The organism is Burkholderia sp. AU44665, from assembly GCF_030504405.1.
Taxonomy (GTDB): domain Bacteria; phylum Pseudomonadota; class Gammaproteobacteria; order Burkholderiales; family Burkholderiaceae; genus Burkholderia; species Burkholderia semiarida.
In genome coordinates, this window is record NZ_JAUJRI010000008.1 from 96,181 (window position 1) to 122,711 (window position 26,531).

At 60.3% G+C, this 26,531-nt stretch carries 23 protein-coding genes; 2 read left to right on the top strand and 21 right to left on the bottom strand.

The features are described from left to right. Window positions 1–29: 29 nt before the first annotated feature. The 9 genes from QZM15_RS18395 to QZM15_RS18435 all read right to left on the bottom strand — a co-directional run bounded on the left by QZM15_RS18395 (window position 30) and on the right by QZM15_RS18435 (window position 6,921). Window positions 30–875, bottom strand: coding sequence for a hypothetical protein (locus QZM15_RS18395; protein WP_302107066.1), 846 nt, complete (start codon window positions 873–875; stop codon window positions 30–32). Window positions 876–1,416: 541 nt separating this feature from the next. Beyond that, window positions 1,417–2,754 carry a type II secretion system protein GspD gene (locus QZM15_RS18400; protein ID WP_155751264.1) on the bottom strand — a complete coding sequence of 446 codons (1,338 nt, stop codon included), beginning with the start codon at window positions 2,752–2,754 and terminating at the stop codon, window positions 1,417–1,419. Continuing rightward, the gene (locus QZM15_RS18405) at window positions 2,751–3,659 is read right to left on the bottom strand and encodes a zonular occludens toxin domain-containing protein (protein WP_059608836.1); all 909 of its coding nucleotides are present in this window, start codon (window positions 3,657–3,659) and stop codon (window positions 2,751–2,753) included. Before QZM15_RS18405 ends, QZM15_RS18400 begins: the two co-directional genes overlap by 4 nt. Further along, a complete protein-coding gene (locus QZM15_RS18410) occupies window positions 3,656–3,934 on the bottom strand; it encodes a DUF2523 family protein (RefSeq protein ID WP_059608835.1) in 279 nt (92 codons plus the stop codon). The genes QZM15_RS18405 and QZM15_RS18410 overlap by 4 nt, the downstream gene beginning before the upstream one ends. Continuing rightward, a complete protein-coding gene (locus QZM15_RS18415) occupies window positions 3,931–5,433 on the bottom strand; it encodes a virulence factor TspB C-terminal domain-related protein (RefSeq protein WP_302106975.1) in 1,503 nt (500 codons plus the stop codon). Before QZM15_RS18415 ends, QZM15_RS18410 begins: the two co-directional genes overlap by 4 nt. 100 nt (window positions 5,434–5,533) lie before the next feature. Further along, a complete protein-coding gene (locus QZM15_RS18420) occupies window positions 5,534–5,872 on the bottom strand; it encodes a hypothetical protein (protein WP_302106976.1) in 339 nt (112 codons plus the stop codon). A 133-nt stretch (window positions 5,873–6,005) separates the two neighbouring features. Next, entirely contained in the window at window positions 6,006–6,254 is a 249-nt protein-coding gene (locus tag QZM15_RS18425; protein ID WP_230955184.1) for a major capsid protein, read from the bottom strand. Between the two features lie 27 nt (window positions 6,255–6,281). Then, a complete protein-coding gene (locus tag QZM15_RS18430) occupies window positions 6,282–6,461 on the bottom strand; it encodes a hypothetical protein (RefSeq protein ID WP_059608833.1) in 180 nt (59 codons plus the stop codon). Between the two features lie 145 nt (window positions 6,462–6,606). Then, window positions 6,607–6,921: a hypothetical protein gene (locus tag QZM15_RS18435; protein ID WP_059608890.1), complete on the bottom strand. Its 315-nt coding sequence runs from the start codon at window positions 6,919–6,921 to the stop codon at window positions 6,607–6,609. 898 nt (window positions 6,922–7,819) lie between these two features. Here QZM15_RS18435 and QZM15_RS18440 point away from each other — a divergent pair. Beyond that, window positions 7,820–8,227, top strand: a complete 408-nt coding sequence (locus tag QZM15_RS18440; protein WP_059608831.1) for a hypothetical protein — start codon at window positions 7,820–7,822, stop codon at window positions 8,225–8,227. A gap of 252 nt (window positions 8,228–8,479) precedes the next feature. Here the strand turns inward: QZM15_RS18440 and QZM15_RS18445 are convergent, their stop codons facing one another. The 12 genes from QZM15_RS18445 to QZM15_RS34010 all read right to left on the bottom strand — a co-directional run bounded on the left by QZM15_RS18445 (window position 8,480) and on the right by QZM15_RS34010 (window position 23,835). Next, window positions 8,480–8,782: a hypothetical protein gene (locus tag QZM15_RS18445; RefSeq protein WP_302106977.1), complete on the bottom strand. Its 303-nt coding sequence runs from the start codon at window positions 8,780–8,782 to the stop codon at window positions 8,480–8,482. A gap of 1,468 nt (window positions 8,783–10,250) precedes the next feature. Then, window positions 10,251–10,472, bottom strand: coding sequence for an NTF2 fold immunity protein (locus QZM15_RS34005; protein WP_367033879.1), 222 nt, complete (start codon window positions 10,470–10,472; stop codon window positions 10,251–10,253). After that, the gene (locus QZM15_RS18450; RefSeq protein ID WP_302106978.1) at window positions 10,469–10,675 is read right to left on the bottom strand and encodes a hypothetical protein; all 207 of its coding nucleotides are present in this window, start codon (window positions 10,673–10,675) and stop codon (window positions 10,469–10,471) included. The genes QZM15_RS34005 and QZM15_RS18450 overlap by 4 nt, the downstream gene beginning before the upstream one ends. A 69-nt stretch (window positions 10,676–10,744) precedes the next feature. After that, the gene (locus tag QZM15_RS18455) at window positions 10,745–11,269 is read right to left on the bottom strand and encodes an SMI1/KNR4 family protein (protein ID WP_302106979.1); all 525 of its coding nucleotides are present in this window, start codon (window positions 11,267–11,269) and stop codon (window positions 10,745–10,747) included. A gap of 9 nt (window positions 11,270–11,278) precedes the next feature. Next, window positions 11,279–15,526 (bottom strand): RHS repeat-associated core domain-containing protein, encoded by a 4,248-nt coding sequence (locus tag QZM15_RS18460; RefSeq protein WP_302106980.1) that lies wholly within the window; start codon window positions 15,524–15,526, stop codon window positions 11,279–11,281. 21 nt (window positions 15,527–15,547) lie between these two features. Continuing rightward, entirely contained in the window at window positions 15,548–16,006 is a 459-nt protein-coding gene (locus QZM15_RS18465) for a DUF1795 domain-containing protein (protein ID WP_226224315.1), read from the bottom strand. Between the two features lie 65 nt (window positions 16,007–16,071). Then, window positions 16,072–16,515: a hypothetical protein gene (locus QZM15_RS18470; RefSeq protein ID WP_226224316.1), complete on the bottom strand. Its 444-nt coding sequence runs from the start codon at window positions 16,513–16,515 to the stop codon at window positions 16,072–16,074. Between the two features lie 43 nt (window positions 16,516–16,558). Then, window positions 16,559–17,428 (bottom strand): ankyrin repeat domain-containing protein, encoded by an 870-nt coding sequence (locus QZM15_RS18475; RefSeq protein WP_085538565.1) that lies wholly within the window; start codon window positions 17,426–17,428, stop codon window positions 16,559–16,561. Beyond that, window positions 17,428–20,427, bottom strand: coding sequence for a type VI secretion system Vgr family protein (locus QZM15_RS18480; protein ID WP_302106981.1), 3,000 nt, complete (start codon window positions 20,425–20,427; stop codon window positions 17,428–17,430). The genes QZM15_RS18475 and QZM15_RS18480 overlap by 1 nt, the downstream gene beginning before the upstream one ends. 147 nt (window positions 20,428–20,574) lie before the next feature. Continuing rightward, window positions 20,575–22,455: a type VI secretion system baseplate subunit TssF gene (gene tssF / locus QZM15_RS18485; protein WP_302106982.1), complete on the bottom strand. Its 1,881-nt coding sequence runs from the start codon at window positions 22,453–22,455 to the stop codon at window positions 20,575–20,577. A 592-nt stretch (window positions 22,456–23,047) separates the two neighbouring features. Continuing rightward, entirely contained in the window at window positions 23,048–23,461 is a 414-nt protein-coding gene (locus QZM15_RS18490) for a hypothetical protein (protein WP_302106983.1), read from the bottom strand. A 14-nt stretch (window positions 23,462–23,475) separates the two neighbouring features. Further along, a complete protein-coding gene (locus QZM15_RS34010; protein ID WP_367034189.1) occupies window positions 23,476–23,835 on the bottom strand; it encodes a type II toxin-antitoxin system HicB family antitoxin in 360 nt (119 codons plus the stop codon). Between the two features lie 860 nt (window positions 23,836–24,695). Between QZM15_RS34010 and QZM15_RS18500 the strand changes: the two genes are divergently transcribed. Continuing rightward, the gene (locus QZM15_RS18500; protein ID WP_302106985.1) at window positions 24,696–26,393 is read left to right on the top strand and encodes a M4 family metallopeptidase; all 1,698 of its coding nucleotides are present in this window, start codon (window positions 24,696–24,698) and stop codon (window positions 26,391–26,393) included. Window positions 26,394–26,531: the final 138 nt, after the last annotated feature.

Consider the following 26,531-nt stretch of genomic DNA (forward strand, 5'->3'; position numbering starts at 1 on the left):
CGAATGCATTACCGACGCATTCAAAATCATTACGTCCCGTTGCCCGTCGCCATCCAGAAAACACCTATCCCCTGATTCCAGTAAAACTGCGCCCCATCGCACGAGGAGCCGGCCGATAGCACAGCGCGATGCGCCTCGACAATGGCATCCTTCGCGCCAAACTCCGGCCCCAGGTGCGCATACGGCTCGACCTCGGGCACCACAATGCCCCGGCTCGTCCAATACCGTTTCTTGTTGAACGTCGATGCGTCCGCGTCCTTACCAATGTATTTCGCGATATACGTCGCGATCCGATGGCGCATCGCACGCCCCTTGCCGCCCATCCGACGCACCAGCGCACGCCATTTCTTGTTGCCGGTGCTGTCATTGACCGCGCCATCAGTGCCCGCCTTGCTGATGACCGACAGCCAGATCGAGCGCAGCAGTTTCCAGTTTTGCCGGCCGCTCACGGCCACGTGGATATGCCACGCGCCACGCTGCTGTCGCTCGAGCACCGCGACGTAATGGAAATCGTGGATGCGGTTCAACCGGCGCCGAAACTCATCCCACCACTTCGCCCAAACCTCGACGCGCGTCTCGTTCTCACGCGTTGAGAGCGTCAGCATGCGGTCGGCGCCGATCGCCTTGCACCTCAACCGCACCATGCGCTTTGACCGCTCAATCGACGTTTGCAACGACTTCGACGCCCGCACCGTGACCTGCTCGTCAGTCTCACCGTCGGCTTTCTCGCGCTTGCCCCGCGCTGCCCTCGGGCGTAACCGGATCTCTTGGAAGTGCCGTCGGATGCGTGCAGCAAACGACACGACCTCTTGCTGACCGTCCGCGAAGCGTCGCGTGCGAACAATGTACTCATCGTTGAACGGCGAAAACTGCATCAAGCCATCGCCGTACTCACGCCCACCATCGACTACAATATCGTTGCTCACGTTGGATAGCCCTTTATCCGATGTTTGCCACCGCCCGGGATCGTTGCCGCGATCGCCGGGTTTTTCTTTTACTGCCGCCTGTCTCCGCCTTGCTGCCAGCGCCCTGCCGTAGGCCGTTTCCGTTAAGTGTTAGAGGTACAAGTTTAGGCGCGCTGCGCGCGCCGGCCTTCGCGGCCTGCGGCTCGCGGGAGGCCCGCGCGCGCCCCGCCAGCATGTTCCCCTACACAACCATCGGCCGGCTCGCGAGAGCGCCCTACGCCGGCCCCTATAGCTCGATAGAGGCCCCGGAAAATCGGCTTGGCAATGAGGGGTGCCCCGGCATTGCCGCACTGCCTACGTTCACGGCCTGCGCCGATACCCGCTACTCGGTCCCGCGAGGGGCCTTGAGAGGCCGCAGCCGCCCCGACTTCGCACAACCGCCGAGGCGGTACGTCGCTTCGAACACGGCGGGACACTCCTAACGCTAGACGCCCCGCCCGCACGCCGGCACTTACACCTTTTGCACTTGCAGCACGAGCACAACTTCGGTTCGTCCCTTCGAACGCGTATGCCCGTGCAGGAACGACGGCAACCAACGCTGCCCGCTATGGGTTTCGCTGTCTTGATCCTGAATCAGCCCGCCGAGCACGATCACCTCGCCATCCTTGAGCGCCGCGACGGTTTGCAGTGACCTGGTGCTTTTCGTCGGCGAGCCGTTCACGCCCGTCGTCGTCGCCGCAAAGCTGGAAATTTCTTCATCGATGCTCAACTGGATCGTGTCTTGAAGCACGGTCGGCGTCACGTTGAAGATAACGCCGGCATCCTGGTATTCAATGGACTGCACAGGCGTGCCGCTCGTCCCTTGGTAACTGATGCTTGACACTGTGGGCACACGTTGTCCGACATTGAGCTTGACCTGTTGCCCCGACACGCACCGCACGTTCGGCGACGACACCTCATGAAAGCGGGAATCGGTACTCAGCGCCGATATCGCGAAACTCAGTCGGCCCGCGCCGAATTGCAGAGCCGTTGTATCGATAGCCGTCGAACCCCCGCCGACTTGCACCCCCACGCCGAGCAGCCGGGAGACGATGCTAAAACCCGTATTCCCCCCGTCCGTATCGTCAACCTCATACGCCCATCCCCGTACGACGACCTCGCCCACCACCGTATCCAGTTCGGGCAACAGCGCCTTGACTTGCTTCACGTCGCTTGGCGCACCGACGAAAACGAGCTGATCACCGGCCGCTGCCATCGGCCCGTCATTACTCGGCATGGCCGCGCTCGGCACAGCCGCGGGAACGCCGGACGCCGAAACGGGTACAGCCGCGGCGACCGACTGCAACGGCGGTACTTGCGCGACACTCGCAAGCCGACTCCCGAAAAGCGGCTGCACGAGTTTCAGCAGGTAGCCCGCGCTGCGATGGCGCGGCGTATAGACGAAGGTCTCGCGTTCGGCCGGACTCGCGTCACGCTTCTTCCCGACGAAATCCACGCCGTTACGCGTCACCACTTCGAACCCTTGCGAATCGAGGAACGCCTTAAAGAACTCGTGCAAATCGCCCTTGCTGCTATCGAACTGAAACGACACGAGCCGGGTATCTTCGAGCACGTCCGACGAAATCACGTGCGGCACCTTGAGCGCGTCGCCATATACGAGATCGACCACTTGACCGACGTTCACGAATCGCAGGTCGAACGCTCCATTGCGAACGGGCGGCAGCGGCTTCAACGCGACCGCAGACATAGGCGCAGACGCGAGCGACGGCGGCAACGGAGGCAAACCCGGCACGTCCGCCCAAACAGGACCGCAAACCATCAACAGCGCAACGCCTAACGCACGCATCATTTTTCTGCTCCCCGTAGCTTGCCCGACCACATCCCGACGCGTTGCCCGTCAACGGTCCCGACCGTCGCCAACCCTTCGCCCACGAAATGCGCGGAATCCTCGACCCGCAGCGCACCGCGTTCATTCGCGAGGACTACGAACGCGCGGCTACCCAACGCATAGCGGCCGACCACTCGCCAACTTTCCGAGGCACTATCCGATGCTGACGAAACGCTCGGTATCCCTGCGGCGGGCAATGGTGCCGGGGCGGTGGCCGATGCTTGACCGCCCGATTTATTGGTCGCACCGAAGCCGCTATGAATCGACTTCAAACCGGCGTATCCCGCGACGACCGCGACGACAGCAGCAATCGGAATCAGAAACAGCGACTTTGGAATGACCGCCTTTGGTTTGGTATGGACCTCGGCGCTTGTGTATAGCCTGAACACCTCGCGCGGATATGCCCACACCGTCTTTACCGCGTCCTTAAGGCTCGCGACGTTATGGCAATGGTCCCACTCGTAAAGCATCGCCCGATTGAGCCCGAACAGCTTGCGCACGTGCACATGCCGGCCGACCAGATCGCGCACGGTCTTATTGATTCGCTGTGGGTGTTGCGTGATCAGGATGAAATCGACGCCCATATGGCGATGCACATGCAGCTTTTCGATATCCTCGCCCGGCTTCACGCTCACGGACGTAGGCGGCCAAATCCGCTGAGCCTCATCGACGACGATTAGGTCCTGCGCCTGCGCGTGCTCGAACCACTTGCGCAACCACGGCTCATCGACCATGACATGATCGAGCGCCAAGTCTTTGATGCCATCGACCATGAGCCGCCGACCGGCCTTAACCTCGCGCGACATTTCGAACACGGCCCGCAACGACTTGCCGCTACCGGGCACCCCCGTTATGAGCGTAATCATTTCAGGAAGAACCGTTTAGCAGCCGACAGGCCAAACATCGTCACGCGCGCAGTAAAGGCCCCGACGATGTACGAGACGCCTTGAAAAACGCCGCCGAGCGCCAGCACATTCGCCATGTCGCTCGGCAGCCCACCGACGCCGCTCGTAATCCATCCGATGGCCTGATTCAACGCCACATCGGTTCCAGCGACGGTCAAGACGCCGACGCCGAGCGCAATCAGCGCCTGAATCAGCATCGGCCCGACCAAAGACATTAACCACGCGGCAATCGTCATGATCGAAGCCCCGCAACAAAAATCCCCGCCGCGACGATCCCGCACATCGCCACGATAAATGGCCTAACGCGGACCATGAAATCGCACTCGGGTTGATACTGAATCAGCAATTGGCTCCCGAACACATCGACGCTGACCGGTGCGGGACAGACCGGATTCGACGGACCACCCACCGAGACGGGCGACAACGAAACCGATGCGCTGCTCGACGGCAACGTCGGAGCCGACGCAGAGCCCAACTGCTGACACGCGACAATTGACGGGTTCAATCGACACAGGTCCGACGTGTCGGACGATCCGGACGAACCTCCGGACCCCGGGTCAGTGCCGGTGCCGGTCCCTGTTCCTGTTCCCGGACTCGTCCCAGTACCGGTGCCTGTACCCGTTCCGGTGCCGGTTCCTGTGCCCGTACCCGTCCCGGTGCCGGTGCCCGTACCTGTCCCGGTACCGGTACCGGTACCCGTCGACGGACTCGAAATCCCGTATGGATTACCACCGCCCGAAGGTGCGGCAACCGGTGCCGCACTGCTGCCGACTGTCGGCCATGCCGAAGGATTCGACTGCTGAACCGCGCCCGCATCCGATGAAGTAACGGGGTTATCAACCGGATACGGAATGCCCTGATATCCCGACTGTTGCGACGCATCCTGCCAAAGCGCATCAACAATGTCCGCGAGAACCTCAGGGTTGAGCGGTTGACTCAATTCGTCGCTCGACAAACCGCTAATAGCCTGAGGCAAGGACTCCGTCACCGGGGCCGGCGTCGTTGTCTTCGGCGGCACGTAAGCTGTACAAGTGCCGGCCTTATCGAGCATCCCGCTCGCACATGCCCCGCCGCCATACGTGCCATTTCTGTTTGCGAGCAAGCCGTCCTGCGTATAGCTGAAACCATCGGACGCTCGATCGACTTCAACAGTGCATGTTACTGAATTACTACTCGAACCGGCGGAACAACTCACCACGTGCTCAGACTGCCCTTGTGAAGCAAGGACACCCGAGTTGTACTGCGAAAAAGACTGTACAGCGGCCTCGCCAGAGGAACCGCACCACGAGTAGTAGCACCACACGGCAACCCCCGGATTCAACGGCGGATAAGGACTTGAAACCGTTGCCCCCGATCCGTGCGCAAGCGTCACCGTCCCGTCCTTATTGATTTGCCACGTCGTCAACGTATCGTTACCCAACGATGTAGGGATCGCCATTAGCCCCGCCCCTACAACGGCATGTAGCCCAACCAACAGCCACGATGCACCTGTCGCCACGGCTGCCTCAGCCTGCGCAGCAGCCGACATCGCCTGTTCCGTCGCCACGACAATCTCATCCAACGCCGTGCCGGTGTACCCAAGTTGCCCCGCCTTGTTTGCAATCAACTGCGCAATCGCACGCGGCACCGACGTCGAATCCGGCGAAACCTGCGCATAAGCCACGTCGTGCGGCATCGTCGCAAAGATGCCGTACAGCAGAACAGCGCACGACGAAACGAAGTGAGAAAACCGCATGACGCCCCCACGTATCGCTTCAAAGAAAGAGAATCAAACCGACCGACCAGCACGTTCCAACGATGAGCGCCACTTCGAACCAGAAGCCGATATGCATCGCTTACCCCTCGGACGATGAATTGATCCAATTACGCACCACGCGAAACCCGTACGCCACCGCCAGCACGCCAAGGACCGCAGCGCCTATCGCCGAACCGACCACAACGCCACCGTCATCGGTCGTATCGTTCGCGTTCAAGGCGATCAATTGCGTACTCATCTGCAGAACCAGTGCATTACCGTTCGCATCCGTACCGCACGACACCGACTGACCTGCCGCACTCACATACGTGACACCCGCCAAGCCTTGCGGACCGCAGACAACAATGTTTGCCGCCAGCGCCGAGGATTGACCGCGTGCGCCCGAAGCGACGAGAGCAACGACGAGCACGGCCAGCACGCGCCACGCACCCGCATACCACCGCCGCACACCGAAACCCGCCCTCATCGATCCGCCCATGCTCACGCCCTCGCCAACAAAAAGGGCGACGCCCCGGACACCAGAACGCCGCCCCAACACCACCCGCCCCCGATCAGCGACCGACGAACGAGCGCACCATCTTGATACCCCATGCCACCGCGACGACGCCCAACACCGCGCCACCAACGGAAACCACGGCAGGCACGACCGAGTTGATCGAGTTGACGATCGGCGTAACGTCGAACGACGAACCCGTCGTGCCACCGCTCGACTGCGCAAACGCGCCCACCGAAGCGACCGCAGCCACCACGCCGACAGCCGCACGCTTCGAACCAGCCATCACTTTCTTGATTTGAAACATTGCTTTCTCCCTGATTCAGCCCACCGATTAGGAACCGTTCGATTGGGCCAGCTTCGAACGATTCAACTTCTTCGGCGGATCGCGCCGGCCGATGACCGCCGACGCGTACCCGACACCCTTGCAGACGAGATACACACACAGAAGTACGTTCAGCAACGCCAACTGCAATGCGATCCGGTCCAACGCATCTATCGGAAGACTCTCCATTCACCACACTCCACACAGCCCGCCGAGCATCGCAAGGCTCGACGCCGCCAACCCGTGATCGCCTGCCGACAGCGCGTCAAGCAACCGAGCGCGCCATAGGTACACCCATGTGCACGCCGAGCAGCCGCATCGAGCCACCACGGCCTTACGCCGTCGCTCCCACGCCCGCAGCCGGCTTGGGTTTCGCAACAGGCATGCCGAACGGCACCAGCGACGTGATACGCGGCTCAAGCCGGCCCTCCATCGACTGGAAGAACCCAAAGTCAGCCAAGTACTCACCCGGCTCCACGGCCTTGAGGTGATCCGGCAAGTTGATCGTGCCAACGAGCAATTGCTTTTGACCATCGACGTCCTGCTCCAGAACGCATTGCGCCGAATGAATCGCCCACGGCCGCCCCGTTTTCTGGGACACGCCGTCGCGCTTGATGACTTGCAGAATGGACAGCTTTTGCTTGTTCATATCTTTCTCCATTAGGATCACTAATCACACGAAATAAGCCCATGTCGGGCGACAAAATACGCTCTCAGCGCTCAACGACTCTCAGATCACTACAGGCACCACAACCACCAACACGGTCAACACCGCACCAGCCGCAAATCTCATCCGCGACCTCCACCGGGACCGTCCGCACATTGCGACGCCGCACGTCCATCGGCATCCGACGCGGCGGCATCGACGTACGACCGTCGAACAGATCAGGCGTGACGTAATCGGTCGGGCTCTTCGCCACGGCTCACACTCGGAAGGGATTGAACGTCGCACCGACTTCAACGGGCACGAGCGTTAGGAAATTCGGTTGACGGCCCTGCCGACACAACTCGGCACGGGCTTTCTGACGCGCGCTCTCGCCATCACGAGCGCGGACTTCGATCGTCGCAACGCGGGCATGCGCGTGCGGCGTATAGGCATGGACTTCGAAGCGCGGCATCATTCGCCCCCTTGCTGAACCCGGGCTCGAGTCAACGAACGCAACTGACGCTCCAACACCATTCGAACGACGGCGGCAACCTTGTCCGCATCGTCCGCGCCGATTTCAATGTCGCCGTAGCTCGTGCTGATCCTGAAACCCCGGCCCATCGCCGGCACTTGGTTTGCTAGGGCGTAACTCAGACGGTCATGCTCGCTTGTCATTCTTCTACCCCGTATAAAAAGGACGGACGGCTGACCAAGCCCGTCCAAAAACAGCCGTGCTCCGAGGCGATGGCCGCACGGCTCGACCAACGAAACCCGGCGGTTTACCTTTCCGCCGAAACTGCTAGACTGCGCGCTTATGGGCTATCACCAAAACTTTTTGGTAAAAGCCAAACACATGAGTGGATTATTTTGGTGATAACCAAAAAAGTCAAGGGGATTTGATATGACGATTGCCGAACTTCTGGACGCAGCGAAGCGCAAACAGGGATCGCTGGGTGTGATCGCGCAGCGTTTCGGGTTCCACCAGTCCAACCTATCCAACTGGCGATCCGGACGAGAAAAGCCCAACGCCAGCCAAATCATGATGCTTGCCGAGATGGCGGAACTCCCGCCCTTCGAAACGCTCGCGCAGGTCGAGCAGCAACTCGACGAGAAGAACGCTTCGGTATGGGCACGAGCCCTGGGAAACCTGCGCGCGGCCGGGGTAGCCGCGACCGTGACCCTTGGACTGGCGATCTATTCGACGACGCCTAACGAGGCAGACGCCGCTGTCACAAAATTAGTGACGCCTACCCCTGCGCAACCCGCACCTGCACAAGAAAATGGGGTCACGGCGGACAGCATTATGTAAAATTAAATCCTAACTTCGATATACGAGCTGTATCTGGCCTTGGAGGACATCGACCATACCCGGACAAAGGCCAAGTCGCCGCAAACCAACGGGATCGTCGAACGGCTGCACAAAACCATATGCGCACTTTCCTCGATTCGCTCGATCTCGCTAAGGAGAAACTCATCCCCCCATTGATGGCTCATGCCCTGTCGGTCCGACTACCTGTCAGATCGAGTCCCGGCTAATACAGATTTTGCACGAAAAGGACGATTACCCCGACAAAGTGTCGGCCGCCACTTCGAGCGCACCAACGAGCCTCTCGAGCTGTTCGGGTGCGCCGGCCAGCACGGGGCGCACTTGATCGCGCGCCTTGCTTTCCCGATATGCTTTAAGCCATCGATCGAGCAGCTTGCGCTCGTCGCGGGACAGAGTGTCAAGCAGCCCAGTCGGGACAGGTTCATCGACACGAAACGTACCGATGACGCATTCGCGCGCCCGCGCCCTGATGGAAGGCCGCTTCGGAGGCTCGGCCCGAAGCAACTTGATGAGGCGCCCTTGTTCTCGAATGAGCATCGTTCGTCTCTGATTCCATACGATCACACCAGAGCATAACAAAACAGGACGTCATGAGCGATTGAGCAACGGCCCATATCCTATCGCGTCATTGCTCGCCAAAGACGTCCTCACTGAGCTGAAACGCGCCGGCGCGCCGCACATCTGGTTGAATAGCTCACCTCCCGACCGCTTCATGTCGCCGCTTGCGGCGAGTCCTTTCGGTTGTCGTGATACTGATGAAATAACACCGAGCACACCAGTGGCCACGTCGAATCGTATTCGGTGTGGCGAGCCATCGATGTCCTCGGGCACATTCCCACTCAAGTCTGGTTGCGCTATTCACATAGGTCGCTGAGACACACTTCCCACCGCGCTCAAGCGCAATGCTTTTCATCAGCTCGAGCCCGAGCCTGGACCCGTCGCGGCTGCACACTGGGCACCAATGCCCGCGAACAACAGCCCCAGGAGCGGCCTCCCAGCGATGCCCGTGTTCGCACTCCCATTTCAGGCGCGTCGCCGCGTTTCGGTATGTTTCGGACAAGCACCGCCCGCCGAGTTCCCTCGCCCACAGGCGCATGCGCTCGATCCCAAAGCGCATTGCCTCCCGCTGACACTCCGGGCACCAAGCGCCACGAAAGATTCTCGCGCCTTGCGTCTCCCACTCGTGGTCTGCACCACATCGGAACCTATAGTAGGCCTTGCTGCCCTCGTAGACCTTCGAGAGACAGACTCCACCATGGCTCCTCGCTCGTTCACGCAACCTTGCCAGGCCGTCCTTGTGACGATATGCGTGTACCTTCTCTCGGTCCGCGCAAATGCGGCACCAGGCGCCCCGCACGATCTCACTACCGGAAGTCTCCCATTCATGTCCTGCAGCACACCGGAAACGATAGCGCTCTGTCAGTTTCGTGTAGCCGGTCGACAAACACTTGCCGCCTCTCGCGTTTGCAGCCCCTCGCATGCGCGTCATCCCGTCCGGATCGGCCATGCGTTTCGAATGTTGCGCCCTCGCGCAGAGCACGCACCAAGAGCCCTTTCGCAGATTCTCGGCGGTCTTCTCGAAAACGTGCCCTGCCCTACATACAAACTGGAGTGGTGTGCCGCGGCCCGCATACTGCTCCGAAAGACAGCGGCCGCCGGCCTGCCGCGCGAGTTGATGGATCTGACGAAGTACCCCATCAACGCGACATGCCGGGCACTGGACCATCGTGTAGAACAGGTAGGAGCCGCATCGGCTGGATTCGTGTCCCTTGCGACATCGAAATCGATATTGCGCGTGCCAACCTTTCCATTCTGATTCCAGCAACTTCAGTCCGTATGGACGAAGTGCCTCTCGCATTCGCTTCAACTGATCGAGTGACAACGTTGCTGCTCCGCTAAATTCCTTTCGTCGGCCTACTCGCGCATATGGGACTGGAAACCGACAGGCCCCGACTAATGACTCTCACAAGTCAATCACTCCAAGCCAACAGGTCGAGCGACCGTGTTAGAGAACTGAACGCTGCCATTTATCCTTAAAATTAAGGAACTCTTTTTTCTTCACCATCCACTTACCCGCCTTTTCCTTCATCGTGAATCGGGATATCGTCAACATTCCCAATGTCTGACGGATGATGAAAACCACCTCTCCGTCGGTGGATTCCGCGCTATCTTCGACATCCGTTTCAGGATCGTACGTCGGCGGATCCGAACAACCCAAGTCAATCAAGCGACCTTGATTTGTTTTTCTTGGAACGCCAATTTCTCTAAAATAGCCGAAAGATCTTTCCGTGCGCGACCATCAATTTCAGAAACATCGCCACCACTTTCCAGAGCACTATGTTTTTTCTTGTAAAAATCCTTTTCCCAATGGTTCATTTCCAGCATGAACGATCGCAATACCGTTCGCACGTGTTCAAAATCGTCGTTCATCGCCCTCAACCTTTAATCATTGAAAATACCGCCATAGGGCGAGACTCCAGCGATAGTGACATCCAGATTTTAGCCTGGCCAGTCGTCGACTGCGACGAACTGCATTTGTTTTGTTCCGGCGACAATCATATCCAGAAATGCTGAGAATCCATCGGCTACATTGTAGAGGTTGCCACATTCCGATACCTCTGCAATATCCGGCTTCGCTATGTCACCCGCATGCAGATGCGTTCTATCCCAATACAGAACCTTTTGGACGTTATCAAATCGTGCCAGCGCGTAGTAATTGCCCCCCGGATCATCTCCAATCACAAAAAAATCGCTTAGAAAATCGATCTCATCTCTGACGCGTTCGTTTTGTTCGATTAAATCAAAATTTTCGTTACTCGCTCCGATTCCAAAAAGCGATGCAAACGAAATCATTCCATTATCGACACCAGGAAAATCGAAATCGAGATAGTCGGCGCCACCAATGAATATTCCGTTCCACTTCTTCAGAAAATCCTTGTAATCCGTCGGAAGAACGAATCCGAGTTCCGACTCCAATTTGGCGAGGAGCGGCTGTGCAGGTTTTGCTCCATACAGGACTGGCACTTTACCTCCTTAACACGATGGTTGATTCTTCAAATTAGAGACACCACCCCTATGGGTGAACTCACTGTGAATATCCTTCGGAATTTCCTGCATCGTTACCATGTTCTCGTGGTGGTGCCAAGTATTTTTCGTGTAGTCGGCAGGGCTTCCTGCCTTCGCATCTGCCAATCCAAAGTCCCCTGTTGGCGCCCTACTATGATTTCCTTTCAGCCCCTCAACGTCTACAGATCTGACCTCATACGGCTTGAAATCAGGATAACCATTTGGATAACGGACAACCGTACCTTTTGCGTTGGTATATACCCACGTCCCCGACTCCACCTCGACGTGAACGGTACCACCTTTTTCGAGCCATTTCGTTACATCCGGAGAGTTCAACGGCTTCTCCCCAAACCAGCCCCACGGATCGATCCATCCTGTCGGATTGGGGGCATACGCATACAAATTGTCGCCACCCAGCAGCCCGATCGGATCGTGGTTAATGAATCGGCCTACATCGGGGTCGTAGAACCTGAAAGTATTGTAATGAAGGCCCGTGTTTTCATCGGCATATTGTCCGGCATAGCGGAGCGGCTGATCCGTGCGTGCCGAAGTCAGTTCTCGACTGTTCGGCTTGACCTTGCCCCACGCTGTATATTGCCCCGCCCACGCTAGCTCTCCAGCTTCGTCTGTAACTTCCAATGGGGCACCCACCAGATCCGTATGGAAGTGGTATATCCGCGACGCCCGCTTCGCCGTGTCGATCGCTGCCACCGCCAGTGCGTTCGCGATAACCGCATCAACGCGTGCCACTGGAGAGTACGGCGCATCTGGACTGTAAATGTAGCTGCTCACGCCAGTCTCGCGCACCTCTTGTGCGAGCCGTAGCCCCTCCCATACGAACCGCTTCGTCTCGCTGCGCAGTTTTACGCCACGCAGGTCGTAACTGGTATCCGTCTTCGCAATCCGCCTCCCGATCGGGTCGTATTCGAACCGAGATTCGACCGTGCCACGCGCGTCGTCCGTTCGTACCGCGATAAGTCGGTTCTGCCCGTCGTAGGCGAACCGCTGCGTCTGGTTCGCTCCGCGCAGCTTCGTCGTCAGATTGCCAAACGGATCGTACTCGAAACGGAGATCTTGCCACATGAGCAGACGATTGCCCTCGACGTAGCCCCGGCTGCTGCGCTGCGCATCGTCAAGCAGGTTGCCGGCGCCGTCCCACGCAAATTCTTCGACCTGCCGATCCATCGTGTTCACCCGCTGGGTGAGCTGGCCGGCAGGATCGTAGTTGTACTGCGTACTGCCACGGAGGCCGTCGCTCATCTCGATGAGCTCGCCAGCGGCGTCGTACCCGTAATTCCGCCACAAGTGCCCGCGCCCACGACCCAGCGCTTCGGGTTGGAATCCTGCCGACTGCCAGACTTTCCGACCAAGCGGATCGTATGCAGAACGCTGAGTCAACCGCCCCTGTGTGCGCATTACCTCACGATGTAAATCGTCACGCTCGAAGTCACTCACCACCTGATCGCCACAACGGATCTGGTGAACGTGGCCTGAACCATACCGCAGGATCTGCAAGGTCTGGTCGTTCGGCATCGCGAGCGTTGTCACGTTGTCGAGCTTATCGAGCACATATTCGACTGTGCCGTTCACGCCGTGCTCGGCCATAAGGCGACCGGCTTTGTCGTATTCGAAGCTCACGACGTCCGGAGTGATGCCAAGCGCAATACCGGCTGGCGTTGGCGTACGCTCAACCTTCACCGTCCGGTCGCCTTTGTCGCGCTCAAAGCGGGTTACCTCGGTCGGCGTATGCTGAACCTTCAGATTGCCCATCCGGTCGCGCTCAAAGCGAATGGTGCGAATCGGGCGATTTGCAATAGCGCCATTGACCGGCGCCCCTACGATATCAAGCGTGAGCAATTCGCCAGCGTCCCCATACCCGAACCGCCGTTGCACGCCGTCGGGTCGCGTCTCGGTCAAGAGTCGGCCGCCGGCACTGTACGTGAACGCATAGCGTGCGCGGTCCCGGAGTAGCTCTCGAAGGCGCCCCTCGGCATCGTACCGATAACGGGTCCAGCGCCCTGCTGGATCGCTTATCTCGACAACCTGGCCACGCGCATTGCGCAGCGACTGTCGGACCCTTCCGCCGAGCCCAACATGCCGAACCACAAGCCCGGCTGCATCGTATTCGAAGGCCTCCGAACTTCCGTCGGGATAGGTGATACGCAGCGGCTCGCCGGTCGGACGCACATCGTACGTGATGCGCTGGCCAAGCGCGTTCTCACGCATAACCGGCAGACCGAACGGATCAAAAGTGGTTCGCGTCGCTTTGCCGGAACAGTCAGTACGCGCGACGAGCTCGCCGAGCCTGTTCCACTCAAGAGTCTTACGTCCCCCCAGTGCATCAATGTGTGCAAGCGGGAGCGAGGTCAGCCCTTTCGGATACTCGTAACGGTTTTCGCGGCCAAGCGGATCCTGACTCAACAGAAGTCGCCCCTGCGGATCATATTCTGCACGCCAGGCACCACCGTCAGGCCCGACAATCTCCACGGGCCGCATGCTGTTGCCGTCGTAACGAGTGCGTGTCGTGCGGCCAAGCGGATCAGTCTCGGCAACGATCCGGCCTGCGTCGTCGTACTCGAACTCGGCCGTGCGCTCACCCGGTAGCATCAGCATCACGGGCATGCCGGCGTCGTTGTATTTGATTTTGTAAAAGCCGCCGTCGAGATCGGTGTACTCGACAATCTGAAACTGTGCGTCGAAGCGCCAGTGCGCGGTGCGACCATCGGCGTGCCGGACGCGCGTCTGCCGGCCGTCTACGTCGTATTCGAACGACCAGTCCTCACCTTCACTGGTGCTTGTCGCGACAACCCGCGGCTGCCCTTCGATCGTCGACCAGACGTAACTCGACGTGAAACCCAGTGCGTTGACGTGGCTCGCCATCAGGCCGTTGGTATATGCGAACCGCCGCACGACCGCCCCATTTGCGTCCGTCACCGACGCCAGTTGGCCGTTCTCATCGTATCCGTAAGCGACGGCCAGCCGGCGCTCATTGCCATGAACGAGCGTGACCGCGCTAAGCCGTCCGTGTTCCTGCTCGTAATCGAGCACGGCATTCAATCCGCCGCACGTCAGAATCTCGGTGACGCGGCCGCGGCTATCGCGCTCGAACTGGCACCACTGTCCCGCCTGATCCTCGATGCGGCGCACCCAAGCAATGCGGCCGGAGTCCGGCTCATATCGGCCGAAGTCGTAATACGTCTCGCCAATGTCATGCAGGATGTAGCGGCCGTCGGGCGTACAGGTCAGATACCGTTGCTCGGCCTCGCTGAACGCGGCTTGCCCGGCACGCAGCAACGGAAATCCGCTCTCGCGCCCTTGCGCGTCGGTGTACCAAAGGCGTCCGTCGCGAGCGTGCAAACGAAGCTCCCACGGGGCGACCCAGCCGCGCCCGAGCGTCCCCGCATAGTCGATGCTGCTCGAATAAAACCGCTTGATCGCAACCGGCATCGGGCTCGGGATCACGAAGTCTGTTTCCGATTCGGCCAACAGGATCTTTCTTCCGGTCGTGATGTCGACTGGGTTGCCGAACATCCCGCCGAGCGCCTTGTTGATCGCGGGCCCGGCAACGTACCGCCCGAACGCCTCACCGAGCACGTACCCGCCGATGAACTTCGCAGCGCAAGGAAGGACCGCGCGCGACAGCCCACCAGCCTGCTTCAACAACCCACCTAAGCCGCCGACCAGCCCCGCCAGCACGAACGCCCATTCCGTCGTTGTTCGCAGCCAAGGCGGCACTTCGTCGTCGACCGGCAGGTAAGTCTGCGTGCCGCCGTGAAAGAAGGTGTCGGGCGAACCGCCGGAGATCGTCGCGCCGCACTTGATCTTGTCGTCCTTCCGCGCCGCTGGCCGCCCGTTGATGAAGATGTTCGTCGATCCTTGCGCGACAAGCGGAATGGGATTGTGCTTGCTGCAAGCCACGCCGCTCAGCGTCGCATAGGCCGCCGAGAGCGAGTTGACGTAGACGTCCGGCGAACCTGTAATGATGTTGCCGGATTGCGAGCTGAACATCTTCCCGATCGACTCCCCTATTGATAGGAGAGCCTGCGCTCCGATACCGGCCATCATGCCGGCCAGCAACGCCACGCCGAATCCGCATGTGAATGTGGCGAAGGCAACCGCGGCGATCAGGGCAATGCCCAGCACGGCGCCGACCAGAAAGCCCGCGAGCGCGCTGGTGTGATCGATCGGGTCAGTGACTCGTGCGGCTTCGTACACGATGATTGTCCTTTGCTGTTGTTATGCCGACTCTTGTTCTGCCGGGCGGTAACCGTCGAGCCAGTTGCGCCACAATGCGTCGAGCGCTTCGCCGAAGCTCTTCGCGCTCGACGCGGTAAAGATCAGCACGCGTCCTGGGGCAACGATGAATGCGCCTTGCCGTTGAAAAACGGTCTTGGGACCGTTCCGATAGGCAGCGTCGATGCGCTCCCCAGGCATTCCATCGGTTTCAGGCCCAAGCCGTTCAGCCTGACGCGAAAGCACCCGGTGTCCCTGCAACCTCGATTTGAGCAGCGCGATCTGCCGATCGATATACGGCGCAAGGGTCTCTCCGTCCTTGAGCCAGTCGCGTGCGACACTGAGGTTCGGTTGCGCAGCCGTATCGGCCGGCACGAAGAGGTTCGTCGTGCGATCCTCGAAACCGTCCGGCAGAACGATGCTGCCTTCGTGAATCCGGATACGGTTTTCGGAATCCGTCATGCTAGTTCTCTCGTGATGTGTAGTTGTTCGAATAGGTCGAAATCGGCGCGCACACGCGCCGACGCTCATTTTCCCTGCAACGCGACGATGCTTTCCCGGCGCAAGCGCAAACTGCCCGCGAGCAATACGATATGCGCGACGAGCCACACGTAAAACGCGACGCCGTAGCCGGATATCGGCGTCGCGTCTGCTTCGTTGAAGTACCACTTTGTCGTGAACAATGAACAGAGCGCACACGCGAGCCCAGCGGCCGAAAGCTGACTCGCGCGGTTATATCGGCTCCGGGCGAGCTGGACAGCCGCAACGACGTAGAGCGGATTGGCGAGCCATGCCGGATTGAGCATGAACAGTCCCCACCAGCCCTGAGCGAGAACCGACAGCCCGCTGAGCGACGCTTCTTTCTCGAAATGCATCGCCGGCATCGTCAGCGAGAGAGCGTACAGCGCCCCGGATACGCCGAGGACCACCTCTCGCCTGACACGCGGCGTCGAATCAAGAACGTTCGTCATCTCCCGAATCCATTGCACGACACTTCAACGGTCGCGCATGCGTTCAATCTGTCTGGCCGGCAGGTGTCACGACCTTCTCGCCGCGTGCGCGCATCGCTGAGCGTTGCGCCTTCGGATCGAGCGGCGGCCAGGGCGCGCCGGCCGTAACGATCTTGCGACGAATCTCTTCGATACGCGTACGCGCCGGCGAGTCCGCAGACGTATGGTTCTTCAACTCGTTCTGCAGCACCCATCCGTACGACACGCCGAGCTGGCTGGCAATCTTCGGATCCGCGCCGTGCGCGAGCAGGTAATCGACGACATCCCACTGCTGAATCATCGTCGCCTCGAAGAGTGCCGTCTTTCCGAGCGAATCACGAGCATTCACGTTCGCCTTGTGCTCAACCAGCAGCTTCAGCTGGGGCAGCAGCCGGTTCTCTGCAACTGCAAAAATCATCGGCGTGTCGCCGTTGTATTGCCAGTTGGGATCGAGCCCGCTGTTCAACAACACGCGCAGGAGGTTGGGCGTATCGGCCCGCAATGCGACGTCGACTACCGATCCGCCGCTGGCACCGACCGGCGCCTTGGGATCTGCGCCGTTCTTCACGAGCACCGAAATGATCTGGTAGCGCGGATTAGACGCGTCGTTCTTGACCGGAACGATTTCCTGAACTGCATACGACAGCAGCGTCGTATTCTTCGCGCCCGGCGCATTCAGATCGGTCTTGGGCGCGAGCTGCTGAACGCGGGTGAGATCGCCGTCATGAATGGCCTGAGCCAACGTGAGTTGCTGCCCCGAAAAGAAATCTTCCGGTGCGTAACGCTTGAAGCCAGTCATGTTCGTCCCTTGGGCTTGAGTGGGCCACCACAGCGGCGAGGACACTCCAACGAGTGCGGCAATCGCGCCGGCGGTTATCGCTTTCTTGTATCGCATCAGTGAGATGAATTCAGTTGGGAGAGCAGGTCGAGCTGATCCTTCGCGACCTGCTGGTTGATCCCGTTCGTCACGTCACCCATCAGGTGACGGCCGACCGTGGTCACGCTCTCACCATCGAGCGTGACGGGGCTACCGACAGCCTTGGGCATCAGTGCCGCCGTACCGTCGCTGATCGGCCCGAGTCGGCCTTCCTGCAGGCCGGTCAGGATATCGCCGTCGACGCGATAGGCCGTGATGTTGGCCGGCTGGGCTGTTCCGCCGTATTGCGCGACCGTCTCCGGATTGAGGCCTGCAGCATTGAAGGTCACAGCCGAACCGCCGCTGGCCTCGGCTGCAGCGGACGCCAGGCCACCGCCGAGCGAATGCCCGGTGAAATCGACGCCGGCCGACGCGCCCGTGGTCTCGATGTTCTTGCCGATCGTGACCGCATTGCGGTAGTACGGCGCATCGGCGCCGAGCCCTTGCGCCATGTTGTTGCTCATGTCTTCGCCGAAGAGCTGCTGGGTACCCTTGAACGCGATCGTCGGCTTCATGCTGTCGCCGAAGACATTCGGATCCGGGATATACATCTGCGACCCGAAGTTGCTACCGCTTTTCTCGAAATCGCTCGGCTTGAGCCCGAAAGCCTTCAACGCTTCCGGATCGTTGGTCGCCATCTTCCACCCGGTCGGCGGCGGATCGTTCGGGTGATACACGTGATCTGCAAGCTTCGCCAGTTGCTGCGCCTTCAGCGAGCTCGCCAGCTTGGCCGCCGCCGCGCGCGTCGCCGGATCGGGGCTCGCCAGCCCCTTCGCGATCGTCGCCTGCTCTGCTGCCCACTCAAGCGCGAGCGCCTGTTCCGCGGATTGCGCACTGCCGCGATTCAGATGGATGACAGGCCCGTCGAGATAGATGCCGTTCGCGTTGATGACGATCGTTGACGGACCGAAGGTCAGCTTGATGCTGTCCGGCGTCATCGTCACGACGCCATCGCCGACACGATGCTCGATGCCGTCGCTCGCCTGGTGGCTTTGCATGCCGGGCCCGGCCTTGCTCGCGATGGCCTTCGTATTGATCACGTTCGCCGTGGTGTCGCGCGTCAGCGCGATGGTTTCCTTCAATCCGCCCTGCGCGATCTGCTTCGTCTCGCTGCCCTTGAGCAGCGACACCGTCCGGCCGCCGGCTTCGACCGTGTGCGTTTCCGAATCCTTGATGACCGTGTTCATATCCTTCTGCGCGTGCAGAAAGACTTCTTGCGCGCCGTTCACGTCGGAGAATCGCAATTCGTTTGAGCCTGCGCCCTTGTGGGTCTGGCTCTTGATCCCCATCGTCTGTCCGGCAGCACCGTGATAAGGGTTACCCTGCTGGCCGTTGTAGACGCGGCCCACAATGACCGGATTGTCGGGGTCCCCTTGATTAAACGCGACCAAGACCTCCTGATTGATCCGTGGGATGGCGGCCGCCCCCCACCCGTCGCCCGCCCACGGTTGGGACACGCGGATCCACATCGAATCCGAGCCGTCCGACTTGCCGCGGCGATCCCACAGGAAGTGCACCTTCACGGCACTGCCGTTCGTGTGAATTTCTTCGCCCTTTGGGCCGACCACGATTGCCGACTGCGTGCCGTGAATGACGGGCTTGGGCGTATTTCTGGGTGAACGATACGGAAACTTCTTCGGGAGCAGAGAAAATGTATTGCGGTACGGCAGCTTTGCGTTGTGTTCCGTGTAATCGTTCACGGCCTCGTGACGAACATGCAGGATGGCGTATTCCTGATTGTTGGCCATGACTGGATGGTTCATCACCGTCACGCTGCCTGCAGTGGTCATCCGCCACGCATAGCCGCTGCCCGTATACCGATGCGCGCTTGCTTCTTCTGCTTGCATCGCAATGCGAGCGTAACGGTCGCCGTCATCGCCGTGATCGAACAACGACTGGTGTTCGAAACGCTCCGTTGTCTCGAGCCCCGCATGCCGGAGATTCTCCGGCTCGGCCTGCACCAGCATCAGCGGCGACGACGGGTTCTGGTGATTGAAGTCACGAAAGGCGATCTTGCCGACGCCGAAGCGCCGACCTTCATGCAACTGGTCGATGCCGTTGTCTTCACTCGCCGCAGTGGCGGCATACGGCAAATTGGCCAGCCCGTCGATCGGACGGAAAACGAAATTCGTATCGCCAATGACAAGGAAGTGCTTTTCCTTTTCGTAGCGGTGCGTCCAGATCAGGCCTTCCTGCTCCATCAGCCGCGCGCAGAAGTTGTAATACGACTCCTGATACATCACGATATATTCGAGCGGCTTTTGCGCAGTCCGGATGTCGAATTCGAAATCGGTGAACCCGTGATCCTGGAAAATCTCGGTGAGGATATCCTGCGCGGTCTTGTTCTGGAAAATCCGGCAGTCGGTCGAGCGCGTCAGAAACCAGAACCACGGCGCCACCGTCATTTGATATTGCGTCACCTTGCCCGGGTTGCCCGCCCGATCGAACGACGTGACGTAGCCGTCGAAGTAACGGATGCTGTCGGCCCCGCCTGACGACACGATGCGCTCAAGCGTGGATTGCCGTGCGCTCTGGTCGAATCGGATCTTGATCGGTTGCCCGATCAATTGATCGGGCACCAGATCATGCTGGTGTGACAGCAAATCCAGGTGGATCTCCGGCAATCGATTGACGTGTTCGTCGATAACCGCGGTGCTGACCAGCAGCACGTCCGGACCGAGCGGCGAGTCGATGGTCACGTATCGATTTAGCTGAGTCAGTCGAGCAACGCCACCGGCCGCATTGTTGAGCGCGTCCGCAATCGCGGCCGGCGTCTTGTTCATCAGCGAGAAACCGGTCTGCGCGAGCTGGACGGCGCGTTGCACGGTGTCGATATGACTTGCGACGCCGGCGAGCGGGCCAATCTGGCCTGCTACCGTGGACGCAACCGGCCCGGCAAGGCCGCCGAGCGCACTCAGCGAGCCGAATAGATTCCCGCCGGAACCAGCCGGAATACCGCCATTCGGGGCGAAACTCATTTGAATTCCCTTTATTTTCGTCTCAGGTTCTGTCCCCAATTTGATCGCCAACTTGAGGCCTCGCTACTGTAGGACAAAACGTTTGCCAGCGAAAGATACCTGAAATTCCTTTGCAATTTCCCTGCTGATACCCTTTCCACCCGCCAATCAAATAAGTGGTTGGGTGCCGGCGCAGGGTTCGCCGCGTCGCAATACCGCACCGGTCTCCGCCGAGACCAAGACGATTTGCACGAAGCTGGTGACAGGAGCGTACGGGGAAAATAGTCGATCCATTACGCGTCCCAATCCGGCGAGACTGAACTGGACGAAACGCTGCTCGTCGATCACGAGCCGGATCTCCAATCCTTGGACAAACGCTGAAGCCGGCTTGCCCGGCAACCAGCGCCGCACCCGCTCAGTCGACAGGGATACGAGCGCGTCGAAACGCCGCCCGGCGTCGGGGGCAAACTTGCCGAAGCGGGTGCACAGCTGCTTGAATTCATTGAGGCCTTCGGCGTTCAGCCGCACTGCCTGCGGAACCAGCCACGACAGCAATTCCCACAGCTCGCCGCGGCGAAGCATCGGCGCGGGACTTGCGCTGGGCTGCGCCAATAGCTCGATTTCGTCGCCGGAGTCCCCGTCACGCACGGCCAACTGGCGTTCGCGTATGTCCGCCAGGTTGCCATTTGTGCAAGACAGCACGATGTCGAGTTGGCGCTGAGCGGCCGGATCAACGGGCTCGCCGCGAGCATTCACAAGTGCGAGTTCCAAGCCACGCAACCCGTCTGCGCGCGCTCCAGTTGCCTGTCCGCGCAGCGCTTCCTGTCCCGGCTTGGCGGGCTCGGACGGCTGCCTCGGCGCGCGCCGGGCTTCGTCGCGCAAAACAACCCAATACAGGCCTGGCGCTGCGTCAAACGCGTGCTGCAGAGATTCGAAAGGCGGCAAAATCGCGGTGCCCCGGGCGGTCGCTATGCGAACCTGATCAACTGACCACACCTCGCTCGTGGCTGCGGTCTTGAGCGAAAACGGTTTCAGCGGATAGTACGCTTGCCCGGCCTTCGTTTCGATCGGCTCCGCATTGCTCGAGAACAAGTTGACTACTGGTGTGCAAAAAAGCCGGAGATTGTCGGTCGACGCCGCGCCCAACCGTCGAGCGCGACGTGAGTCCGGATGGATGCCGGCAAGGGCCAAATGCAAAGTGATCCGGCGCGCGCCAACCGCCAACCGTTTCAACCGCGCCAAATTCAGATCGAGGTTGTCAAATCGAGCGGGAAACGCGCCGTACTCCATCAGCAGATGAAACGGAGCAATCGTGTTGTCGCGAGGGGGCGGAAGCAGCGCGTCGGCATCGTCGAAACCTGCGGCCGTCAGCGGCATGTCCATCCGACGCCAGCGCCCGTTGCCGTCCAATTCAACAAAGGCACGCGTGGCGTGCAACAGCACGCCGTCGGCGAGCGCGGCCACCACCTCCCTCTCCCCCGCCAAGTGCAGCCGCAGCATGTCCGGAGCATCCGAGAACTGGGTTGACGGCGATGTGAGCTCAAGGGTGAAAGACAAAATCCCCGTCGTGTCGGGCGGCAGTGTGGTTTGCATCGGCGCGACGGTCGACGTCGCGTAACGTACACCGGAGACCGTCAACGGCACCAACGTGACGTCGGCGGCGGTGCGGAACACCTGACGGCTATTCGGCGCCACCAGTTGCGTGCCGCGTGGAACAAGCCACGGCTCGGCTTGCTTGCTGGCTCGATCCACGTGGAATTGGGCCATTGCACAAGACGGAAACGGCCGCAGGAACGCTCCGTGGATTGAGTCAATCAACGCGTGAGTAAACTCCGGCACCTCATCTTCGAGTCGGATGTCGTGCCGAGCGCACATCAACGCGAACGATTGCAGCAGCCGTTCGACATGTGGATCATCCGAGTGCTCACCGGACATTGCAAGGCGAGCTGCGATTTTGGGGTAAAGCTCGGCAAATGCGCGCGTCGAGCGGCGCAGCAGACCCAACTCACGCTCAAAATGCGGTAGAAGATCCTCGGGTTCGATGGCCATACGCTTTTCAGACGGTCACACCGATCTGTCAATCGGTACCGTGCTCATAGGTAGACGCGGCGATTCTAACCGGGCGCCGCGCACGCTTATCTCGAATTTATCGAGTCGGGGGCGAACAAATCAGAATGCTCGAAATACGCAAGCCATGAGGACCGCCAATTTTATGAAGCGCGGGTCGCCACTATGGCCCTCGTGACAGCCCTCTGGGCTTCGGGAGGTCCGGTTGCCCATCGCCAAGCGAGCAAAAACGGTGGGCACGCACTCGAAACTTGTCGGCGTCGCAGCAGAGCACGTTCGTTCGTCGTGACCGTTTAACGATTGTTTACCGATTGCCAGCCCTGCGCTCAATATCGCTCGTTCGCAGGCACCGATCGCGAACGCTTTCCTCGTCGACCCAACTCCCAGTGGGGCCAAACGATCTTTGTAACGAGTACGTGCCCGTTCCTCGCCCCCAGCGGCCGGCGCCATCGGCAACCACTCAGTATGCAGGAATGCGCCGGCCCGCCCGGGAAATGGTGTTCGCTTGCAGAACGAAGTCGGCAGTAGCAAAGGTCATCGAGCGTCTTGATGGCGAGGAGCCTGGCCATGCGCATCAGTGTTTGCCGCAAACGCCCTGCGCGATTTGATATGCTTCTTGTGGAGGGAGGACCGAATCCCAACGCCCCATCTTGATGCCAATATTAGCGATGGCCGCTCCGGTCAATTCGGTTAGCTCACGAAGTCTGTCACGAGCATCATCGGCTTCGTTGATTTTTTCATCTAGCTGACGGGTTTTTGCCTCGACACCTAGTCCCTTCAATGATTCGGAACGATCGATCGTTGCTGCAAACAGCAATACTAAGCCAGCAGTGCGGGACGTCGCCGCACCAGCGACGTTAGTCTCGATAGCGGAGAGAGTGCCAACGTAGAGGTTCGCGGCTCCGGCGACAAAGAGGCCAGCATTAGTCAGCGTGTATAGCCCCCGTTTCGGCCAAGTCAGCCATCGCGATTGAACATCTTGGGTCATATTTCCAACCTCTATCAGACGTGTGCAGCACGTTCGAGCACTTCGCGCGCGGCGCGCCCCAATACCTCTTCCGACCATTGATTCACGCTCTCGCCTGCAACGGCCGCCGCGACACCGACGGCCGCGTGTGTCTCAGGATTGAGTCGCAGCATCAGCTTTCCAGACGCAGGCTTTTGCGGCGATCGCCCCATGCGTGCGCATTCTTCGAGATAGTGGTCGACGGCCGCATGAAAATCCTGCGTCAGCTCGGCGACCGTCTCACCGTGAAAACTGATCTTGTCGTCGACGCCGAGCACGTGCCCGACAAAAATATTGTCGCGGCCGTCGAAATCGACGCGAGCGTAATAGCCCTTGTACGTCATTGCGTTTGTCATGGCTTTATCCGTTATTCGTTGAACCAGTCGCGCGCATCTTCCACCTGATAGCGCTTTGCCTCGTGGATGCGGGCGATGCAGGTATCGGCGCCCCCCGTTCAGCTTGAAGGCGATGCGCGACCCGGCGCTTGCGTGAATGCTGCCGCCCAGCGCGACAACCAAAGCTTCGATATCCGCGCACACGATGCCGCCGAAGGTTGGCTTCGTATAGATCTCGGTCAGCGTGCGAGCGCGTTTGGTTTTCATGGGTGGGCGATATCAGAAATTGATATCACCAAACGGGTGAATGATAGCAAAATGGGCTATCTCGGCCTGCTTCCCGGCGACGCGATAGCAGGCCGCTGGCGCCGCCGGCCGTTGGGGCGGTCTCGGGCATTCCTGTGAGGCCGCAAGCCCGGCAGGGGGCGGACGTCGGCCGGCCGGGCCGGGTTAGGGGCCGGGGCAGGTGCACGAGCCTCCGACCCCGGGCCCGGAAATCGCAGTCCCCTCCCCGCCGGCCTCTCTCTAAATAGGTCGTTTTTGATGCACCGACGGCCAACCGCGCAAACGCCACCAGCGCGGGGTTCCGGGTACTTCATCTGATCACACCTGCCTCGCCCGAATATCACAAAGTTTCGACGTTATCCACCGCAGTGGGCCGCCTCCGATATTCCCGCCGCACCCGACATAATCATTTAAAATTCCTCACCAAATACCGACTTGATTAACGGCAGCGAAATGAAAAATCAATAATAAAGAAAATATCTTGTAATTATAAAAACGACCTCCTAGCATCCCCCTGCTGTTCGCGACATGTCTTGTTTAAAAGTCATCACTTGATGCATTCCTCGAACAAACCCATTCATAACCTGGGGAATTACATGAAGAAACTGTCTCGACTGCTACCCATCACCGCGATTACCATCGCGAGTCTCAGCGCTTTTGCCCAGGCCGGCGACCCGCCGGCCGCGGTCGACAAGGCGCTGCAACTGATCCAGCAGAACCCGGCCGCCTTCAGTGTGGCTACCGGCGGCACGGCACGCACGTTGAAGTTCGCGGGGCCGCAAGCAACCGCACCGACCGATGGCGATCAGTTCCAGGTACGTGACGTGATCGTCGATCCCGACGGCACCGAGCACGTGCGCTTCGATCGCTTCCATGCGGGCCTGCCCGTGATAGGCGGCGACGTGGTCGTCCATTCGAGCAACGGGCAACTGAAGCAGGCGAGCGTGACGCAGCTCGCACCGATCAATCTCGCCGGCACGATCGGCAAGGTCGGGAACCGCGCCGCGGTGCGCAACGCACCCGACGTAGGCGCGACGCGGGCCAGGCACATCGCGGCCGCGCGCTTCAACTCGGACGTGCGCCGCGTCGACGACCCGGAACTCGTCGTGTTCGCACGCGACGTCACGCCGACGCTGGCCTATGCGGTACGCGTCTACGGCAAGGCGACCGACACGCACGGCGACGCCGTGCTGTACTACGTCGATGCGCGCACCGGCACCGTGCTCGACGCACAGGACCTGATCAAGACCGCCGCCGCGACCGGCACCGGGCGCTCGCTGTACTACGGCAACCTGACGCTCACGACGGACCAGACCGGCACGAACGCGTACCGGATGCTCGACCCGGGCCGCGGCGGCGGTTCCGTCTACGATGGCCGCGGGCTCAGCTCGGACGAAGTCGAACAGGCGACCGACCTGCCGATCTTCACGAGCAGCACGAACGTGTGGGGCAACAATACGACCACCGACCGGCAGACCGTCGCGGCAGACATCGACTACGGGCTCGCGTTGACTTGGGACTACTACAAGACCACGCACAACCGCAACGGCATCTTCAACGACGGCCGCGGCGTGAAAAGCTACGCCCACGTGGTGTTCAATACCGGCAGCGGCACGACCGGCGCGAACGCGGCATGGCTGTCGTCGCGCGTGATGGCATACGGCGACGGCGAGCCGGGCACGCGCCTGCCGAAACCCGTGGTGTCGGTCGACGTTGCCGGGCACGAAATGAGCCACGGCGTGACCGAGGCCACCGCCAACCTGAACTATTCGGGCGACGCGGGCGGCCTGAACGAGGCGACGTCCGACATCTTCGGCACGCTCGTGAAGTTCTACGCGAACAATCCGAACGATCCCGGCAACTACGTGATCGGGGCGCGCGTGGTGAGCGGCGGCCTGCGGAAGATGTACAAGCAGGATCTCGACGGCCGGTCGTACAGTTGCTACCCGTCCGGCGGCTTCTCGTGGTCGAATCCTCGCCACGATCCGCATTTCACGTCGGGTGTCGGCAACCGCTTCTTCTACCTGCTGTCGGAAGGGCCGACGGTGCCGTCCACCGACACCGGCCTGTCGAGGACACAACTGGTCTGCAACGGCGACACGATCTTCAGCGGGTTGGGCCGCGACAAGGCCGGCAAGATCTGGTACCGGACGCTGACCGTGTACCTGAACGCCAACTCGAGCTACCCGAACGCGCGGCGTGCGTCGATCCAGGCGGCGAATGACCTGTACGGCGTGAACTCGGCCGAAAGCGCGACGGTCGCGCGCGCGTGGAGCGCGGTCGGGGTGAACTGACGGCGTGCGGGTGAACGCGTCGATCGCCGGACGGCGCGTGGCGGGCCTTGCTTCGGAGGAAAGCGATTCGGTCATCGTCACGCGGCGCTCGAGTGAATGACGGGAACGTGCCAACCGGCCGCCTGTACGCACAGGCGG

What these genes read in the sequence shown, in the direction of transcription:
- QZM15_RS18395 (WP_302107066.1), bottom strand. Translation starts at nt 875, where the DNA reads ATGCAGTTTTCGCCGTTCAACGATGAGTACATTGTTCGCACGCGACGC.
- QZM15_RS18400 (WP_155751264.1), bottom strand. Translation starts at nt 2,754, where the DNA reads ATGATGCGTGCGTTAGGCGTTGCGCTGTTGATGGTTTGCGGTCCTGTT.
- QZM15_RS18405 (WP_059608836.1), bottom strand. Translation starts at nt 3,659, where the DNA reads ATGATTACGCTCATAACGGGGGTGCCCGGTAGCGGCAAGTCGTTGCGG.
- QZM15_RS18410 (WP_059608835.1), bottom strand. Translation starts at nt 3,934, where the DNA reads ATGACGATTGCCGCGTGGTTAATGTCTTTGGTCGGGCCGATGCTGATT.
- QZM15_RS18415 (WP_302106975.1), bottom strand. Translation starts at nt 5,433, where the DNA reads ATGCGGTTTTCTCACTTCGTTTCGTCGTGCGCTGTTCTGCTGTACGGC.
- QZM15_RS18425 (WP_230955184.1), bottom strand. Translation starts at nt 6,254, where the DNA reads ATGTTTCAAATCAAGAAAGTGATGGCTGGTTCGAAGCGTGCGGCTGTC.
- QZM15_RS18430 (WP_059608833.1), bottom strand. Translation starts at nt 6,461, where the DNA reads ATGGAGAGTCTTCCGATAGATGCGTTGGACCGGATCGCATTGCAGTTG.
- QZM15_RS18435 (WP_059608890.1), bottom strand. Translation starts at nt 6,921, where the DNA reads ATGAACAAGCAAAAGCTGTCCATTCTGCAAGTCATCAAGCGCGACGGC.
- QZM15_RS18440 (WP_059608831.1), top strand. Translation starts at nt 7,820, where the DNA reads ATGACGATTGCCGAACTTCTGGACGCAGCGAAGCGCAAACAGGGATCG.
- QZM15_RS18445 (WP_302106977.1), bottom strand. Translation starts at nt 8,782, where the DNA reads ATGCTCATTCGAGAACAAGGGCGCCTCATCAAGTTGCTTCGGGCCGAG.
- QZM15_RS18450 (WP_302106978.1), bottom strand. Translation starts at nt 10,675, where the DNA reads ATGAACGACGATTTTGAACACGTGCGAACGGTATTGCGATCGTTCATG.
- QZM15_RS18465 (WP_226224315.1), bottom strand. Translation starts at nt 16,006, where the DNA reads ATGACGGATTCCGAAAACCGTATCCGGATTCACGAAGGCAGCATCGTT.
- QZM15_RS18470 (WP_226224316.1), bottom strand. Translation starts at nt 16,515, where the DNA reads ATGACGAACGTTCTTGATTCGACGCCGCGTGTCAGGCGAGAGGTGGTC.
- QZM15_RS18475 (WP_085538565.1), bottom strand. Translation starts at nt 17,428, where the DNA reads ATGCGATACAAGAAAGCGATAACCGCCGGCGCGATTGCCGCACTCGTT.
- QZM15_RS18480 (WP_302106981.1), bottom strand. Translation starts at nt 20,427, where the DNA reads ATGAGTTTCGCCCCGAATGGCGGTATTCCGGCTGGTTCCGGCGGGAAT.
- tssF (WP_302106982.1), bottom strand. Translation starts at nt 22,455, where the DNA reads ATGGCCATCGAACCCGAGGATCTTCTACCGCATTTTGAGCGTGAGTTG.
- QZM15_RS18490 (WP_302106983.1), bottom strand. Translation starts at nt 23,461, where the DNA reads ATGACCCAAGATGTTCAATCGCGATGGCTGACTTGGCCGAAACGGGGG.
- QZM15_RS34010 (WP_367034189.1), bottom strand. Translation starts at nt 23,835, where the DNA reads ATGACAAACGCAATGACGTACAAGGGCTATTACGCTCGCGTCGATTTC.
- QZM15_RS18500 (WP_302106985.1), top strand. Translation starts at nt 24,696, where the DNA reads ATGAAGAAACTGTCTCGACTGCTACCCATCACCGCGATTACCATCGCG.